General features: G+C 62.1%; 14 protein-coding genes. 9 read left to right on the top strand and 5 right to left on the bottom strand.

Annotated elements, in window-relative coordinates:
- Positions 1 to 84: 84 nt before the first annotated feature.
- From AC3IPM_RS09910 to AC3IPM_RS09900, 3 genes are all read left to right on the top strand, one after another.
- A complete protein-coding gene (locus AC3IPM_RS09910; protein ID WP_489303937.1) occupies positions 85 to 726 on the top strand; it encodes a hypothetical protein in 642 nt (213 codons plus the stop codon).
- A gap of 10 nt (positions 727 to 736) precedes the next feature.
- Entirely contained in the window at positions 737 to 1,906 is a 1,170-nt protein-coding gene (locus tag AC3IPM_RS09905; protein WP_489304083.1) for a helix-turn-helix domain-containing protein, read from the top strand.
- A gap of 73 nt (positions 1,907 to 1,979) precedes the next feature.
- Positions 1,980 to 4,574, top strand: coding sequence for an AAA family ATPase (locus AC3IPM_RS09900; RefSeq protein WP_489303935.1), 2,595 nt, complete (start codon positions 1,980 to 1,982; stop codon positions 4,572 to 4,574).
- Positions 4,575 to 4,863: 289 nt separating this feature from the next.
- On the opposite strand, the gene AC3IPM_RS09895 is transcribed toward AC3IPM_RS09900, so the two are convergent.
- Positions 4,864 to 5,943 (bottom strand): site-specific integrase, encoded by a 1,080-nt coding sequence (locus AC3IPM_RS09895; RefSeq protein ID WP_489303933.1) that lies wholly within the window; start codon positions 5,941 to 5,943, stop codon positions 4,864 to 4,866.
- Between the two features lie 104 nt (positions 5,944 to 6,047).
- Here AC3IPM_RS09895 and AC3IPM_RS09890 point away from each other — a divergent pair, with 104 nt between their 5' ends.
- The gene (locus AC3IPM_RS09890) at positions 6,048 to 6,983 is read left to right on the top strand and encodes a DNA-binding protein (RefSeq protein ID WP_489303931.1); all 936 of its coding nucleotides are present in this window, start codon (positions 6,048 to 6,050) and stop codon (positions 6,981 to 6,983) included.
- Positions 6,984 to 7,154: 171 nt separating this feature from the next.
- Here the strand turns inward: AC3IPM_RS09890 and AC3IPM_RS09885 are convergent, their stop codons facing one another.
- Both AC3IPM_RS09885 and AC3IPM_RS09880 read right to left on the bottom strand, forming a co-directional pair.
- On the bottom strand, positions 7,155 to 7,328 hold the full coding sequence (locus AC3IPM_RS09885; RefSeq protein ID WP_489303929.1) for a hypothetical protein: 174 nt from the start codon (positions 7,326 to 7,328) through the stop codon (positions 7,155 to 7,157).
- A gap of 522 nt (positions 7,329 to 7,850) precedes the next feature.
- On the bottom strand, positions 7,851 to 8,231 hold the full coding sequence (locus AC3IPM_RS09880; RefSeq protein ID WP_489303927.1) for a hypothetical protein: 381 nt from the start codon (positions 8,229 to 8,231) through the stop codon (positions 7,851 to 7,853).
- 176 nt (positions 8,232 to 8,407) lie between these two features.
- On the opposite strand from AC3IPM_RS09880, the gene AC3IPM_RS09875 reads away from it, so the two are divergent.
- Positions 8,408 to 8,932 carry a hypothetical protein gene (locus AC3IPM_RS09875; protein WP_489303925.1) on the top strand — a complete coding sequence of 175 codons (525 nt, stop codon included), beginning with the start codon at positions 8,408 to 8,410 and terminating at the stop codon, positions 8,930 to 8,932.
- Positions 8,933 to 8,989: 57 nt separating this feature from the next.
- Here AC3IPM_RS09875 and AC3IPM_RS09870 read toward each other — a convergent pair whose 3' ends face one another.
- Together AC3IPM_RS09870 and AC3IPM_RS09865 are read right to left on the bottom strand one after the other, a co-directional pair.
- A complete protein-coding gene (locus AC3IPM_RS09870) occupies positions 8,990 to 10,033 on the bottom strand; it encodes a ComEC/Rec2 family competence protein (RefSeq protein WP_489303923.1) in 1,044 nt (347 codons plus the stop codon).
- Positions 10,034 to 10,152: 119 nt separating this feature from the next.
- A complete protein-coding gene (locus AC3IPM_RS09865) occupies positions 10,153 to 11,895 on the bottom strand; it encodes a sigma 54-interacting transcriptional regulator (protein WP_489303921.1) in 1,743 nt (580 codons plus the stop codon).
- Between the two features lie 43 nt (positions 11,896 to 11,938).
- Between AC3IPM_RS09865 and AC3IPM_RS09860 the strand changes: the two genes are divergently transcribed.
- The 4 genes from AC3IPM_RS09860 to AC3IPM_RS09845 are packed head-to-tail and all read left to right on the top strand — an operon-like array spanning position 11,939 to position 16,374.
- Complete coding sequence (locus AC3IPM_RS09860) at positions 11,939 to 12,547, top strand: hypothetical protein (protein WP_489303919.1); 609 nt, start codon at positions 11,939 to 11,941, stop codon at positions 12,545 to 12,547.
- Positions 12,548 to 12,600: 53 nt separating this feature from the next.
- The gene (locus AC3IPM_RS09855; RefSeq protein ID WP_489303917.1) at positions 12,601 to 13,008 is read left to right on the top strand and encodes a hypothetical protein; all 408 of its coding nucleotides are present in this window, start codon (positions 12,601 to 12,603) and stop codon (positions 13,006 to 13,008) included.
- The gene (locus tag AC3IPM_RS09850; protein WP_489303915.1) at positions 12,989 to 15,793 is read left to right on the top strand and encodes a hypothetical protein; all 2,805 of its coding nucleotides are present in this window, start codon (positions 12,989 to 12,991) and stop codon (positions 15,791 to 15,793) included. The genes AC3IPM_RS09855 and AC3IPM_RS09850 overlap by 20 nt, the downstream gene beginning before the upstream one ends.
- Positions 15,790 to 16,374, top strand: a complete 585-nt coding sequence (locus AC3IPM_RS09845; RefSeq protein WP_489303913.1) for a phage tail protein — start codon at positions 15,790 to 15,792, stop codon at positions 16,372 to 16,374. Before AC3IPM_RS09850 ends, AC3IPM_RS09845 begins: the two co-directional genes overlap by 4 nt.
- Positions 16,375 to 16,386: the final 12 nt, after the last annotated feature.

Genomic DNA, 16,386 nt, shown 5'->3' with positions numbered 1-16,386 from the left:
GATCAGCGCGCAGCGCAAACTTCTTGTTTTCCCACCTCAAATGAGGGAGGATTATCGGAAGTCCCCCGCTGAGGCAGGCCGCCGATGCTCCTGAACATCCTTTACGACGCTCCAGAAGAAATCGCCAGCCGCCTGGAACAGTTGGGGGTTACCGAGGGGGCGCTCCGCGAAGCCATCTATCAGGGGCACCTGCAGCGCACCCGGTTGACCTTGAACCACCCCCGTAACTTCCCGGGTTTGGTCATGTGGGGCGAGGTAGTTGCCGCCCTGAGGGACCAGCTGAGGCCGCTGGACTGGATCCGACAGGATGTCGGCAGCTTCCCGGTGACCGTGAACGAGCCGTTGAACCTGGCTATCGCGGTGGCCTCGGGCGACGAGGGGACGGGCAACCCGTATGCCCATCCGTCGAACCGTTCGAAGAAGGGCCGCAACACCGTTGAGGCCATCGAGGCGAATCGTCAGATGGTGCTCTTCGAAGAGTTCATGCAAGAAATCAAGGACGACGCCGAGGGCAACCAGACGTGGATATTGATGCACCACACGGATACGTCGAAGGGTGAGATCCGCTTTGAACTGTCATTGCCGGCTGAAATCGGTAATGACGGCAAGATCACGTCATGGTCGGAACGCATCGTGCTCGGTAGCATTTCGTTTGACGATGACCTGGTGGAAATCCTCCAGCCGGGTGGTCCTGACATCGACATTGAGATCCGCCGAAAAGCGTGACGAGGCTGCTATGTTTAATGCTCTACGGCTTACCCTCGCCCGCAAACGGCGAGGGATGAAGAAGCGTGAGTTGGCCGAAAAAATTGGGGTAACAGAAAAATCCGTCTCCAACTACGAGACGGGCTCCCAAGAACCAGAGGCCAATACGCTTAGAAAACTTTCAGAAGCGCTTCGGTTCCCCGAAGCCTTTTTCTTTGGGGTGGACCCGGAAGTTCCTCACCCTGATGTGGCGAGCTTCCGTTCGCTTTCGAAGATGACCGCCAGCCAGCGCGACACCGCGCTTGGTGCGGGCGCTGTTGCCCTGCTGTTGAACGAATGGATTGAGGCGCGGTTCGACCTGCCAGACCCGGACGTTCCAGATTTGGGGCGCGAGGGCGGGGACAGTCGCCCCGTTAGCGTGCACAAGCACGCTCAAGAGCCAGAAGCCTATCCGACATCGTCTTCTTCCCAGACCCCGGAGACGGCGGCAGAAATGCTGCGCGCTCATTGGGGTATCGGCGAGTTGCCGGTCAAGAACATGATTGCCCTGCTGGAATCCAAGGGCATCCGGGTTTATTCCCTTGCAATCGATGCTAGGGAAGTGGATGCCTTTTCGATGTGGAGTGGCGGCCGGCCCTACGTGTTCCTCAATACGTTCAAGTCAGCCGAACACTGCCGGTTTGATGCCGCGCATGAGCTGGGCCACTTGGTGCTGCACCAACATGCCCAGCCCCATGGTCCCGACCTGGAGCGCGAGGCAAATGCCTTCGCGTCCGCTTTCCTCATGCCGCGGGCGAGCGTGCTTGCCATGGCGCCGCGTGCCCCGACGCTATCGAGTCTCATCCGGCACAAGAAGCACTGGGCAGTGTCCGTGGCAGCGCTGAACTACCGGATGCATGCCCTTGGCCTGACAACTGACTGGACCTATCGCACGCTTTGCATCCAGCTGGCGCAAGCGGGCTACCGCAAGTCGGAGCCTGACGGCGTGCCGCACGAGAAGTCATTAGTGCTTGAAAAGGTATTCGGTGCACTTCGCGAAGAAGGCTTGTCGAAAGCGGACGTTGCCCAACAGCTAGCGATCTTTTCTGACGAGATTAACGAGCTTACGTTTGGGCTGATGCTCAATGCATTGAAGGGTGGTGCGCCGAGAATGGCTGAGCCCGCTGCGGGAAGGGCTAACTTGCGTTTGGTCAAGGGCTAGCATCAGGGGTGCGACTTGGGCAGGTCCCTCGTAGCGCGTGCTTGTATTTGGATTCACTAGGGGGCATTGGTCGATGGCAGCTGTGCATGAGGAATATGGACGTTTCTTGCAGTGGCTGCGAGACGCTCAAGCAAGTGAAGACGCCAGGCGCATTGCCAAGATTGTGCATGCGAACCTGGACACCATCATTCCCACCGTAAACAACGGCGGGCAGCGTGCAACCACGCTCACGCCAATCATTCGGCGAGATCTCGCAGGCACCACGGATGTCATCGAAGAGACCCCTGCAAACGGGGCGGCAGCGCCGCTTCCTTGGACGCGACTGAAGAAGCTCTCAGTTGGCCCCTTCCGGGGCTTCCGACGGGAAGAGCAGTTCGACTTATCCAAGAACATTGTCTTGTTCCTGGGGCCCAATGGCAGTGGCAAAAGCAGCTTGTGCGAAGCCATCGAGTTCGCCCTGCTGGGCTATGTCGAGGAGGCCACCGCCAAGCGCATTGAGGACTTGGACGGCTACTTCAACAACTTTCATGCTGGTGAGCACGTCGCTCCGCGGCTGTGGTCTGCAGGCGCAGACGATGGCGTGCTCGTGGAACCCAATCCAGAGCTACTGCGCTTCACCATCATCGAAAAGAACCGCATTGAAGGCTTCGCACGCCTAGCCGCACGGCCACCCGCACAGGCGAGCGCGCTTATTGCTGCGTTGTTCGGCTTGGATGGCTTCAACAGCTTTGTGGGGAACTTCACCGGTGACCTCGACAGCAGGCTTCGCCTGGCGACGCCCAAGGCCGGCGAGCTGGCTCTCAAAAATGCAGCTTTGGAGACGGCAAGGCAGAAGATCAAGGGAAACGGTGCTGCGCTTCAAGTGCTCAATGAGGAGCAAGAAGCGCTGGCGCATGGTTTCGAGGCTGGATTGACGTGGGCTCTACTTCTAGAACGGTTGGGACTCCATGGGCAAGATGGGCGCTTGCAACAAATCCATGCTGCATTACAAGAGCAGTTGCCCGCATTGTCTGAAGCTGACGCCAGTGGCGTGGCCATGCTCAGAAGGTCTCTGCGGTCGCATCTAAAAAACCGCACTCAGAGTGCAGCCAATCTGGCGGGCAGAGCGGAGCAGGTGTCCTTCCTCGAGCTCTATCGAGCAGTGCACGCCCTCCAAGGTGAGCACGCCGCATGCCCCGCGTGCGAAACACCGCTGGACAATGTCACCCGCAACCCCTTTGAGAAGGCAGTAACTGGCATTGAGCTGTTGCGCGACTTGGCTCAACTCCAACAAGAGCAGCGAGACCTTGCTGGAAAGTGCACGCGGGTCTCAAAGTGGCTTCGCGACCAACTGAAAACTGCCCATAGATTCAGGCCATTCACCGGTGACGATATGGCGGACCTGGTGCAATGGATTGAGCAGGGAGAAGAGGTGCCTGTCTGGACCACTGCACTGATGACGCCAGCCACCTGGCGGGCAGTGTTGCGAAACATCCGGGAACTGGAAGATCGTGATGTAGGTATCCGTCACCGGCAGAACCAAAGAGCGCTCCTTCAAGTGGAAGTTGAGCAGCTAGAAGAAATGAGAGAGCAGGTTGAGGAACTGCGCACCCGCAGGCGGCTTCATGATGCGCACGTTGTGGAAGAGCAAGCCAAGATTGACGGGTTCGCTGAGGCCAACGCTGAACTGATTGCGGAAGTGGAAGCAGAAGCCAAGGCCCTAGAGCTCGAGGTGCGTATCCAGGTGAGCTATGAGCACTACCTAACTGCAATAAGGGCGTATCGCGATGGGTTGCCAGCTGGCTTGCTTGCGGACTTGAGCGATACCACCAAGGAGCTTTACAACAGCTTCAACCCTCAAGACCACGCGAACGACATCTTGGCAGACCTGATGCTTCCACAACGCGGCGGCGAGCGAATCATGGTCTCTTTCGCTGGCACACCTGAAAAGAACCACGATGCCTTGGCTGTCTTGAGTGAAGGACATTTGCGCTGCTTGGGCTTGGCCATCTTGTTGGCCAAGAACATCAAGCTGAACTTGCCGCTGCTGGTCTTCGATGACGCGGTGAATGCTATCGATCACGACCACCGCGAAGGCATCCGCGACACGCTTTTCGGCGATGCGCGTCTGCGTGAGAAGCAGATGGTCATTACCTGTCATGGCAACGAGTTCATCAATCAGGTCCAACAGAGGTTGGACCAAGGCGCCTCAGCGCTTTACATACTCAAGCATCATGACGGTGATCATCAACCCCGTGTGTTCGGGGGCACAGATCGGCACTATCTGCGACGAGCTATCGAACGCTTGGAAAATAACGACGAGCGCCAGGCTCTGGCATCAAGCCGGCAAGCATTGGAGAACCTCACGGCCAAGACGTGGAAGTCTTTGACCAATCGGGACGCTGACCTAGGCCAGCTCAATCTTCTCCTACGCGGCCCTACTGGCGAGCCTGAGCTCAGGAATCTGGTGGACGGCTTGTCTAAGGCCGTCGCCACTGGTATTGAACAAGCGCGCCTCCCTGGGGAGGCATGGGCTAAGCGGCAAGAAGCTCTCACCGAGCTATTGCAACTACCGTGGCGCTACTTGAACAAAGGCACTCACGACGGAGACGGTGAGGATTTTGAGATTGCCACCGTCCAGCGGATGGTCAACTCATTGGGCAAGCTCAGCACTTCTTTTCCCAGATAGGTTGGCTATTCCTCCCATTCCAAAGAGCTTCGCTCTCGGAGGAATCGCGCAGCCTTAAAAGGCTGCAGGTGGCCCGCTGCGAACATGATTCATGAGCTCATAGCGACCCCGTTCCCCTAAAAGCTGAAAAGAGCTTAGTTCATTCCTTCGTCGGCGCGCAGCAGGACCTTATGGGCCGGAGCCCAAGTATTGGGGTCACTGCGCTCTGGCGGACATTGGAAAGATCCAGCCGATCCTGAGCCATCGGCCAAGCCTGTTGTCAGTGCTTGCTGATGGCCTAAAGCCGTCATCACTTCAATAGGCGAGCAGCTGGGTTGTCTTCCGCTGCTCCGGCTTGGAAGTACCCGATCACGCTCGCCACCGACCGGTGTTCGGTCATCGCCATCACAGCCGGTAGCGACACACCTTGCTTGCCTGCCTCGGTCACGAAGCCGGAGCGCAAGCTGTGCGCCCCAAAGTCCCCGTCCAAGCCCGCCAACCTAGCCCGGCGCTTCACGATGGTAGCCACTGAGCCGGGGAATAGGGCAGGGCCGACCCGTCCCTTCCAGATCCGCCGGAAGATTGCCCCCTCATCGATTCGCGCGGCCTTCAGCCACGTGGCGAGCGCCTCGGCGCTGCGTCCAAGGATTGGCTTGTCCGGCGTCGAATCCACCGTGACTCCCGCCTGCTGTGTCTTTGAGAACTCCAGCCGATAGATGTAGCCGCTGTCGCCAGTCCTCCGCAGATCCCGCGTGTCAGCAGCGGCGATCTCGCTGCGCCGGCGGCCGCCACTGGCAAACCCAAAGCAGAGGAGGGCGCGGTCACGGATACCCTCAAGGCTGCTGTCGCAAGTTGCCAACATAGCCTCGAGTTCGGTTCGCGTGATCGCAGTCTTTTTAGTCGGGCGCTCGCCTCGCTTTACCGCTGCCCGGCGTCCCCGGCTCAACAGCATGCGCACACTGGGCAGCTCGCAAGGGTTGTCGAGACGCTTGAGCCGATGCGCCGTGGACAGAACCGCGACCCGTTGGGTGACCGTCGAGAGCTTCAAAGGACCAATCTTGGCCTTAAGACCCGCAGCAACAAGAGCCTGGTCAATGCCTGACGGCAGCTCCGAAACCAGACCTGATTTGCCTTTGCGCTGGATGTGGTCGACCAGGAACTGGATTACGGCTGCCTCACTGGCCGGCAGAGCCAGCTCAATGCCGAAACGCGCTTGGTGCCATCCAGCCCAGTAGCGCAAAGCGGTCGCATAGCTGCGAGTAGTGTTCGCGGCTGCGGCTTCGGCGAGCAGCTCGCGGACAGCGTCGGCAGCCTTTTGAGCGAGTTGCTCGGGCAATACCAGGCTCGAGGTATTCGGAGCCGCAGCCGGAAAGGTGGAATTTTTCTTCATAGTACATAATGTACGATATGAAATAGGGACTGTACTAGCGATAATCATCACTTATCACCAGTACGGAATCAACGGGGCAGGGCGCCCGCACAGGAGATAGCTCAATGGCTCGCGGAATCACGGAACTGGACGTGCACAGCGCCGCTGACGCGCTTGTCGCAAAGGGCGAGCGCCCGACGGTGGAGCGCGTTCGGGCGCACCTAGGTACGGGATCCCCGAACACGGTAACCCGCTTGCTGGAGACCTGGTGGCAAAGCCTCGGAAGTCGGTTGCACCCTGAGAGTCCAGGCGTGAAAGACGCTCCGGCTGTGGTGGGCAAGCTTGCCGGGCAATGGTGGGCGCTAGCGCTAGAACATGCGCGTGAGGCGGTCCTTGCTGAGTTCTCCGAGGTGCGCGAGGACCTTGCACTCAAGCAAGAGGAGCTTCTTATCCGGTCCAAGGCGCTTGCAGGTGAGATGAGCGCTATCCTTGCGAGGTCAGAGGCGGCAGTTGCTGCGGAACGCCTCGCATGCGCCCGGGCCACCGAATTGCAGCGATTGGTCGATCAGCTTCAGCTGCAGGCTGCGGAACTGGCCGAGCAACGAACCGCCGCTATTCAGCGGATTGAGCAAGTGGAGGACTCACGCCAGGCGCTCTACGACAGGCTCCAAGAGACTGAGAAATCAGCGAGATCTGAGCGCGAGAGTCTGGCTGCGCACGTCAGATCTGTCGAAAACCGCGCATTGGGTGATCTTGATCGCGCTAGACAAGAGAGCAAGGTGTTGCAGGCGCAGCTAGCCAGCGCCTTGAAAAGACATGCATCGATTGAAGCAGAGATGCGGGGTAGCCTCGAAAAGGCACACTCAGCTACTGCGGCAGCACTACAGATGGTGGACAATCAGCGTGGCCGATCTGCAGCGCTAGAAGAGCAACTGGCCAAGCTCCAGAACTTGCCGGCCGATATAGAGGCTGCCCTTAGACGAAGCCAGGTGACTTCCGGTCCGCGGAAGACAAGTCCCAAGCAGCGAGCTAAGAAGAGCTCATCCAAGGCCACAAACTAGGAACGCGGGCTTGCGTAGATCTCAGCCAAGGCCATTAATTAGGAACACTATTGACGGCACTTTTGAGGGCACGTTCGCTCTAGTAGCTGCCTCTGGGAACGTTCCCGGGCTTACCATCAATACCTGCGAGCGTCAGACGTTTTGAAGGCTAGAGGCTCGCTACTTGAAACATCAGCCATCAAGAGATTTGCCACAACAAGGGCACTTTCCTCCAGCCAGGTCTCGGGCTTCTGCTGCATTTTGGCGGTTGGCTAGCCGAACTGCCGCCACGGTAATGGAAACAACAAGCGCTACAAAGACGCCGGCGACGATGATCATCTGTTGCAAGGTAGACAGGGAATTCATTGCATTGCCCACTAGGAAGACCAAGACGATGTGGCACTACAATTTTAGTCCCCAGATCGAGAGAATTTGCAGGAAATTTAACCGTAGAAGCCCCAGATCTAACGCAGACTGAGGGCTGGATGGCTGCACTCTGCGGGCGAGATGGCTGCATTTGAACCCGGCGCACCCAGGCGATCCAAGGGCGGAACTTTGTTCAACCAGACAACTAGCACCCAGAAATTTCTGCGGCGGCTTGCGGCGGCCCAAGAATGTCTGCCTTGCGAACCAGAATCTCTGCCTCAACGGGGCAGAATTGTCTGCTGACGAACAGCTGTTGGGGCCAATCCAAAGGCCGAACCATCGCCATGCGGACCCAACGAATCGACGGATACGCCATTTCGCATAATGTATATTATGTTAAAACGCAGGGCGGCCCGACTGGGGTGCTACATCGGCCTGCTGACGCATCGAGAAGATCCTGGGCGGCAACTTCGCACGTCTGTTTAAGGAGGTATGCCGGTGATCGGCAGACGGCATGCACTTTCAAAGGGCCAGCAGCAAGGCGGCAAGAAAGCCAATGGCGCCAAGTGCAAACATCGCGCTTAGCAGATGCACCATCCAATGCCGAATGCGCAGAAAGACAATCTGCTCCACCAGCCGCGCCAACCAGAACAGCGCCATGAAACCCAACAAGGACTGGCCAAGCACCGTGCCCAGCAGTTGTTGCGGCAACACAAAGCAAGCGGCAGCTACCCCCAGAAAGACCTGAATCAGGCGAAGGTTGAGTATCTGGGTAATTGCCCGGGTCGCCGGCCCGAGCTTCGCGAGTTCCTCGCGCCAACGGAACAGCCTCCAGAAAGCCATGTGGAAGATCGCCATGGACAGGCTGTGAATTCCACAGACGTAGATGATCGCGTTGTCCATGCCAGCTCATGCGCAGACGAAGGTGCGGCCATGATCGCAGAGCGCCCGTCCATGTCCATCACCTCGCCGGACACCAAGGTATCTCGGGTCTATTTGCCATGCGTCTACCGGCGTAGACTGCGCTCACAACAGCGGCTGCGCGCCCTTCCCTGTTCACCCCAAATCATCGAGGCACCATGTCCACCCGAACCGTCGTTGCCTGTGCCCTGCTCGCCCTGCTCTTCCCCGTCGCCGCATCGGCGCAGGACAGCACCGCATCCACCCTGTCTCGCCTGCTGGAATGCAAGCTGAGCGCCGCCCAGGTCGCGGATTTCGTTGCAAGGATCAACGCCGAGGAAGTATCTGATTTCGCCCACACCGACGCCGCTGGCGATTCGGCACTCAGCCTGTGGAAGAGCGAAAAGCCGATATCCGCCTGGGGCGAAACATCCGACCTGGTGAACATGTCCAGCACCACCGAGATGCACCTGGCCTTCAAGGTGCCGCAGGGGCAGGAGCTGAGCCGTGGCAAGGCGATCGTGGATCGCATCGGCGGGATGTCACCGCGCCCGGACCAGGCCGCCATGGAAGAGACCTACGGTTGGAAAGGCATGGACTACCGCAAGGCGCTGGGCGAAGACCGCAATGCCCGCGTCCTGGTAGACCTGAGCTACTCGCCGGGCTGGGTGATCGTGGGCTGCTCGTACGGCGATATCCAGTAGCAGCACAGAGGCGACTGCCCGTGAGCAGTCGCCTCCTTCAGCTTGCCGCTGCGTGGTTCAGAACACCACGGGGAGCACCTTCATGGCGCCTTGGGCGTCGGCTTCGATCACGATCAATCCATTGGAATCGGTCACCAGGATGTTGTTCTTGGTCCTACGGGTTTCGCCTGCTCCGGTAACCCCGCAGTAATAGTCATGCTCGGGCAGAGCTGCACCCACGGTGGTGTAGCGGTCCACCGATTCGCAGCGCGGATGGCTGTAGCGAAGTCCGGCACTGAAGACCACGAAATCAGGGCTGGTGGCATGGGCCCAGGTCGCTGAATTGCTGCCCTGGCTGGAGGCGCCGTGGTGTGCGCCGGTCAGCAGATTGGCCTTGAAGCTGCCGAGCTGTGAGGGTAGCTGCAGTTTATTCTCGGTCTCCTGGGTCATGTCGCCGGTAAAGGTCGTGGCGAATTTTCCATAGCGCATCGCCACGACCATGCTTCCATCGTTCTTCGTCGTGCCCGCGTTGACGCCGAGGATATAGCTGGCCACCTGCATGCTGCTTCCGCCCTGCTGCGGCTCCCAGCAGCTCAGGCCTGGCTCGGGATGGGTGGAGGCATAGAAGCTCGGGTACAGAGTGACCTGCATCGTGCTATTGACCATCTGCGCGTGGACCCAGTCCTGGAAGGTGCTGTTGTACTGGCCCCAGGCACCCCCCAGGTACAGCTGCTTCACCGGCATGCCGGCAAACACGGAAGCAATGTAGTTGTAGTGATCCTCATCCGGATGACTGACGCTTACCGTGATCTCGCTCTTGCTGTCGATGAGCGTGTCGACGTACTTCCTCACCTTGCTGCGGTCCCAGTCCTGGGTGCCGGCGCCTTTGGAGCCGCAGTCCATCACCACCAGGCGGTTACCCGAAGGGCACTGGGCAATCTGGCAGTTTCCCGCGCCGATCGGCAGGGTATGCACGATCAGCTTGCCAGGATCCACCACGTTGACGACGGGTGCACCAATCAACAGTGGCGGTGTGGGTTTGATGGTGCGGGTGCTGCAGGCTGCCAGCGTGAGAATCGCGGACAACAGCAGCCCGCGACCGACGAAGTCGATGCGTGTCATTGGGTAACCCTCGTTAGGTTGAGACAGGCCGGATGGCTGTCACGAGGGGTAAACGCACGTTCCATGCCAAGTGATCGGCGTGCCTTGTGCCCACCGCTTCGCCCTGCGCAATACCTGGACTAGATGCGCCTGGCCAGGCCCAGCTGGCGCACGCGTCGGCGCAGCGATTCGCGCGGCGTGCGCAGTTGCGAGGCCCAATGATTTGGGTCGTCAGGTGCCTGCGCCACCGCGCGGCTGATTTCATCCAGCGGAATATCATCTGCGCGGCGTATCGTCGGCGATGCCTCCAGCAGGACGTAGAAGGACGCACGCGACACGGAAAGATGCTCGGCGGCCTTGCGCACGCACCATTGATGCGCCTCGAGCGCGGCAATCACATCGCCCTCGCCCACCCGCGACGGTGACCGATAGCGCACCGCAGGTGCGGCAGACGTTCCCTGCCCTGCCTCCACCGCCGCGGGACGCGCAGGCAGGGTTGTCGGCAGCAAGGTCTGCATGTCCGGCCATTCCTGCACCTGCGCCGCCAAGGTGAGTCGCCGCAGCACATGGGCCAACTGGCGTACGTTGCCCGGCCAGTCGTACAGGCACAGCGCCTGGATCACCGATCCTGGCAATTCCACCGGCGCCGCTTCGCCCCCCTGCCAGCGCTGCAGCAGCTGCACGATCAGCACGCCGATGTCCTCGCGGCGCTCACGCAACGAGGGCATCGCAATCACGAACGCCTCCAGGCGGCGCAGCAGCGGCTGGTTGAAGCCGGGCGTGGACAGGTCGCGGTCGGTGGCCGCCACCAGGCGCACGTCGGCGCGCTCGCTGCGCGCACTTCCCAGTGCACGGTATTCACCGGTTTCCAGCGCCCGCAACAGCATCGGTTGCACCGTGGCGGGCGTATCACCAATCTCATCCAGGAACAGCGTGCCGCCGTTGGCCTCTGCGAAATAGCCTTCGCGTGCCACCTGTGCACCGGTGTAGGCGCCCTTGTTCGCGCCGAACAGATCCGCCGCTGCGAGCGACTCATTCAAGGTGGCCATGTTCACGCTCACCAGCATCCGGTGCGAGCGCGCACTGGCGGCGTGGATCGCCTGCGCGACCAGCTCCTTGCCGGTGCCGGTTTCACCCAGGATCAAGGTTGGCATGTCGGTCGCCGCGACCTGGGCGATCGCAGCGCGTACCCGCCGCATTGCCGCACTCACCCCGACCAAGGCACTTTCCCCCTGCCCTGCGCCCCCCACGCCGATATGGCCCAGGCACAGCAGCACACTGCCGCCCAACCGAAGCACCACCCCGCGGCGAAGCCGAGCCGGGTCGAATGCAATCGGTGTTTCGCGCACGTCGTCGCCAAGCAGCACGCCATCGATTTCGCAACGCATGGTCGATGCGGGCAGGCTCAACAGCACACCGCCGTCATCGCGCGCGTGGAAGCGCAGCGATTGCCGCGAAACGCCCTGATGCTCCAGCGCCTCGCCGATGTCACTGCCGGCAGCGAAGAAGTCCGGCGTATTCCGGTTCAACACCGCCACGCCCCGTTCAAAGATCAGCGCTGCCTGCTCGCCAATGCGGCGGCGACGCGGGTGCCAGAGCACCGTGAATCCGAGCGTTGCGTCGGCCTGTGCCGCCATCGCCTCGATCGGCGCGGACAACGTGGCCTCCCTGTCAGCTGTGCGTCGCGACACCGGTCCCTGCCCCCTTCCCTGGCTGTTACCGGATCGTACCCGAAGCCGATAGGCACTGTGTATTGACATGCCGGACATGTCAGCCGACGTGTCAGCCCCCGGTCGGAATCTTCCCGATTGCGCGCCAGCCCCTGCTGCGGCAGGCTCTGCGGACTTGGCACGGATTGTGAGTACGGGGTGGGTGAGGCGCACGTCGCGTCTCATCCATCAACCATCAACCTCAAGGAAGTCCTTCATGTCGACCATCACTCTGATCAACGAAACCGGCGAAACCGTTCGACTGGCCGTGTTCCAGAAGCCGGTGAGCAACCCCACCCTGGCCACGATTGCCTGGCAGATCGCCGCACCGCCGCCGGGTGGTAACTCGGTCATCCAGATTCCGGCTGATTTCGGCCTGCAGGTGCGTTACTCCAACGATCCCAAGCGCCCCGACAACATGGACACCTCGGCCAAACCGGCCACCTTCGCCGAGACCTCCGCCGCGTTCACCATCGACAGCGTCGCCTCGCAGGACCGTCGCTCCAACGGCGCGGTGATCAACCAGAGCTTCACCGACCTGGTGCTCAACGAAGTGCGGGTGGTCAACAACTTCAGCATCGGCGTGGAAGCCTCCATCCTGCGCGGCCACGATGCCATCTATGAGCCGCAGATCATCTGGCCGGGCGGGCTGTTCATGGAGGACGTGCGTACGAGCATGTACGTCGCGGTGGTCTCGCAGTTCACCTACAAGGGCCAGCGCCTGGTCCAGGAAGAGATCAGCCTGACCCAGGCCGAAGTGCTGGAAGGCGATTCGCTGATCGTCACCGGCTCGATGTGGACGGGTTACTCGCTGGCCAAGGCCTGATCCGCCGCGGGACGGGCTCCGGCCCGTCCCGCTCCTTACCAAGGAGCCTCATCATGACCACTGCAGCCTCGACGTCTGATCTGCCCGCGGCATCACCGCCCCTGCCCAGCAACATCTGGGCACCCTCGCCCGACGCCAGTATCGAGATCTATTGGAGTGACCCGGTGGAGGGTGCGTTCGACGTGGCCCTGATGTTGATCGATCGGGCCCTTTATACCCTGCAGCCCGGCAACCTCATCGCCCGCAGGATCCTGAGCAGCGATGCCCCGCGACTGAGGTTCTCGCTTTGGGATGAATATCCCAGCAGCCGGATTCTCTGGGGCCAGATCGAGCGGCGCACCACCCCCGACGGTGCCATTGAGCTATGGCTGGTGGACACCGGCTATCCCGGCGGCTATACCGAAACGGCACGGATTGCAGGGCCGTTCGAGGGGGCCGCGCATGGACATTCCCAGCCCTGACACCCCCGGGGTGTTCGAACAGGGCCCCGTACGCATCGGCTGGGTCTTCGCCGCTGATGCCCTGGCCTGCGACGTGGATGTGTTCTGGCAGGGGCAGTTGATCGCACGCAAGCACCTGGCATCGGGCGATCCGACGCTGGTGTTCGACGCCCGCACCGAAACCTCGCCCAACCAGCGCGTCGCCGGCCAACTGCACTTTGATGTCACCCGCGCAGCCTTGGTGTTGGACCAGCTTCGCTATCCCGGTGGAAGCGCGTCGCCGCAGGTTCTCGGCGAAGCGGCCCCCCCGGCGCCACCACCGGAGCAGGTCGCAGGCGAAGTGGAACAGGCCCTGGTCGAAGAAGCCGGCGACCTGTTCCCCTACATCCAGCTGCGGGCATGGCCTGGCGCATCGACACGGGCATTGGAAGACAACTTCATCGCCTACATCGCGGCCTGTGCCACAGACGATCCGCGCCTCTACTGCCAGTTGGCCGCGCTGCTGCCCAGCGGCGACAGCGCCCGTAGCCACATGCTGGAACAGGCGGTGCTGTTCGTGCAGGACGATGCGCCGTACACCGGCCAATACGCGCCCACCGTGGCCGCACTCGGCGCCGAGTTCGTCGCACTGGAGCGTTTCACACTGGTCGCCGCGACGATGCCTTTGCCGAGCCGTGAGGGTCTGATCGACCTGATCGTGCGGGTGTGGGGCCAGCCGTGGCCGATCATCACGGAGATCATGGCCTCGGCAGCGTTTGCCCAGACCCTTGATCGGGCGTGGCAGAACGTGTTCGCGTTGAACTGCGTGCTCGGCTACGACCGCCGCCAACGCGACGCGCTCACCCGCGCGATCCAGGCCGCGACACTGTTGCGCCGCCTTGCAGGGGATACCGCGCCGGGTCTGGAAAATCGCTGGCCGCCAGAACGGTTGCGTGATGGCCTGGCCGCCACGTTGCTGTTGCCCACCCCTGTATTCCCACTTCCTGCGGCCGGCCCGGTCGAGGTGGTGGATCCGTCGGCGATATCGATTCAGCCCTATGCCATCGGCGAACTTCAGCTCGTCAAGCGCCGCCTGCTGGGCTACATACTGGGTGAAGTCAGCCATATCGAGAGTGTGATGGCCGATGAGCGCAAGGTCCGCGCCCGGCATGAGCGCGTCGATGCGCAGAGCGAGCGCACGGATCAGGCGGACCAGGCCAACTCCTACCTCGAGGAGCGCAACGGTGTCGGCAGCACGCTCGAGTCGGAAGTACACAACGCGCTGCGTGAGCAGTTCAAGCTGGACTATTCCACCACCTATGGCCCCCCTGCCCAGTGCCAGCAGGACGGCAGCTACACACTGATGCCGGTGGATACCAACCCGACCCGCGATACCCGCACCGACAGCGGCACGCTGGCGCGTCGGATCGTCCAGCGCGCTGCACAGCGCGTCACCACGCAGCTGGGGGAGCAGCGGCTGCAGCGTCACCGGCACACCCGCCGCAATGAAGTGTCGCAGTGCTTCGATCGTCGCGGCCGTGCGGACAACCAACGCGGGGTCTACCGCTGGCTCAACGCCCGCTACCGCTGTTGGGTGGTCTCCGTCGGTCATCGGCTGATGCTTGAGTATCGCGTTCCGCGGCCGGGCGAGCGGCTGGTGCGCGCACGTCGTGATCAGTACGGGGTCGACCTGGCGCAGCCGCTGGCGCCCGCGCAACTGGGTCTGCGCCAGTTCGATGACCTGTCGCTGGACCCGGACAATCCCTGCTACTACGCCGCGCTGTCGGCGCGCTATGGCGTGGACCTCAGCGAACTTCCGCCCGCGCCCGAGGCACACGCCTGCGCGGTGTTCGAGACCGGCACGCCACTGCTGAGCCAGCAGCTGCCACTGCCGCCGGGCTATCAGGCGGTCTCGGCCAGCATCGCGCTGGCCAGTGCCAGCCCCGGCTGGAGCGTGCGCGGCAACATCGGCACGGCCGACTTCACGGTGCACGGTGATATCGACGCGGCCAAGGTCGACGTCACCCTGGGCGGCCAGACCGGCGCGCTGCCGATCGGCATCGTACTGGTCGCGCCTGCCGGTGCGCTGGACGATCCAACGCCAGCAGCCACGCCTCTGCCCATCTACGGATTGAACATCGATGTACGCCTGACCTGCGCGCCGGGCCTGCTCGCGGCGTGGAAATCACGCCTCTACAATCGCCTGATGGAGGCGTATCGACGCGACCTGCTCCGCTATCTCGATGCCGCCGGTGCGTCACCGCGGCGTCATCCCGATGGCCAGGCGCAGCAGCGCACCGTTCGCCTTGAACTACAACGCGCCGGGCTGCGCGGGCTGTTTGCCCTGTGCCAGCGGCGCACCGGGGCCGATGCGCTCGATGCCCGCCTGGCGCCTGCGCTGCAGCTGTGGCTGGACCAGGCGCTGGAATGGCCGGAGCTGACCTATACCCTGATCGACGATCCGGAGGCGGCGCCCGCACTCGACCCGGACGATCCCGGCTTGACCCCGTTCCTGCAGGCCGCGCACGCACGGGTCCTGCTGCCGGTGGCGCCGGGCCACGAGAATGCCCTGCTCTACTTCCTGGCAACCGGAATGATGTGGCTTGGCGACGATGCACTGGTGCCCAGCTTCGAGGCCACGCTGGACGCCGAGCCAGCGAGCGCGCCGCCAACACTGCGTTACCTGGACCTGGTGGACGACCTCAAGACAGTGTCTGCCACGCCCACGCTGGCGCCTACCCGGGAGGCCTGGCAGCAGATGGTGCCCACCGATATCAGCGTCCTGCAGGACGGCGACGCCCTGCCCCACTTTGCGGAGGAACCATGAACACATCCCAGCCCATCGGCAGCGTCTGCCTGTACCTCGGTGACGTCAACCAGGTTTCCGATCAACCCAACCCCGCATGGCCCACCGGCAGCCCCGCTGCCCCCACCGTTCCTGCGGGCAGCGATGGCAACCAGGTGCGTGCCCTGCTGGAGGCGATGGGCTGGATGGTCTGCGACGGTCGCGAGCTGCTCATCGTCAACTACCCGCAGCTCTACGCCGTGCTGGGCATCCTGTATGGCGGCGACTTCGGTCGCGGCCTCTTCAACCTGCCCGATCTGCGCGGCACCTTCGTCCGCGGTGTCGACGCTGGCGCGGGCGTGGATCCGGACCTGGACCAGCGCCGGCACCCCGATGGCAGCCCCGGCTATGCCGGTGTCGGCTCGTTGCAGTGGGATGCCCTGCAGGCGCACCAGCATGACTACAGCGAAGCCACCGGCAGCGCCGTATCCGGCAACGCTGCGATGGCCCAGAATCTGCCCCCGACAACCCAGCAGACCAGCGACCCTGTCACCGGGCGCGTGAGCGCGTATGAAACACGCCCACGCAACATGGCCGCCTACTACATCATCCGCTTCATGTAATGACGGCGGCCA

Source organism: Stenotrophomonas sp. GL_111, assembly GCF_057835245.1.
This window is presented reverse-complemented; position numbering and strand designations above follow the sequence as displayed.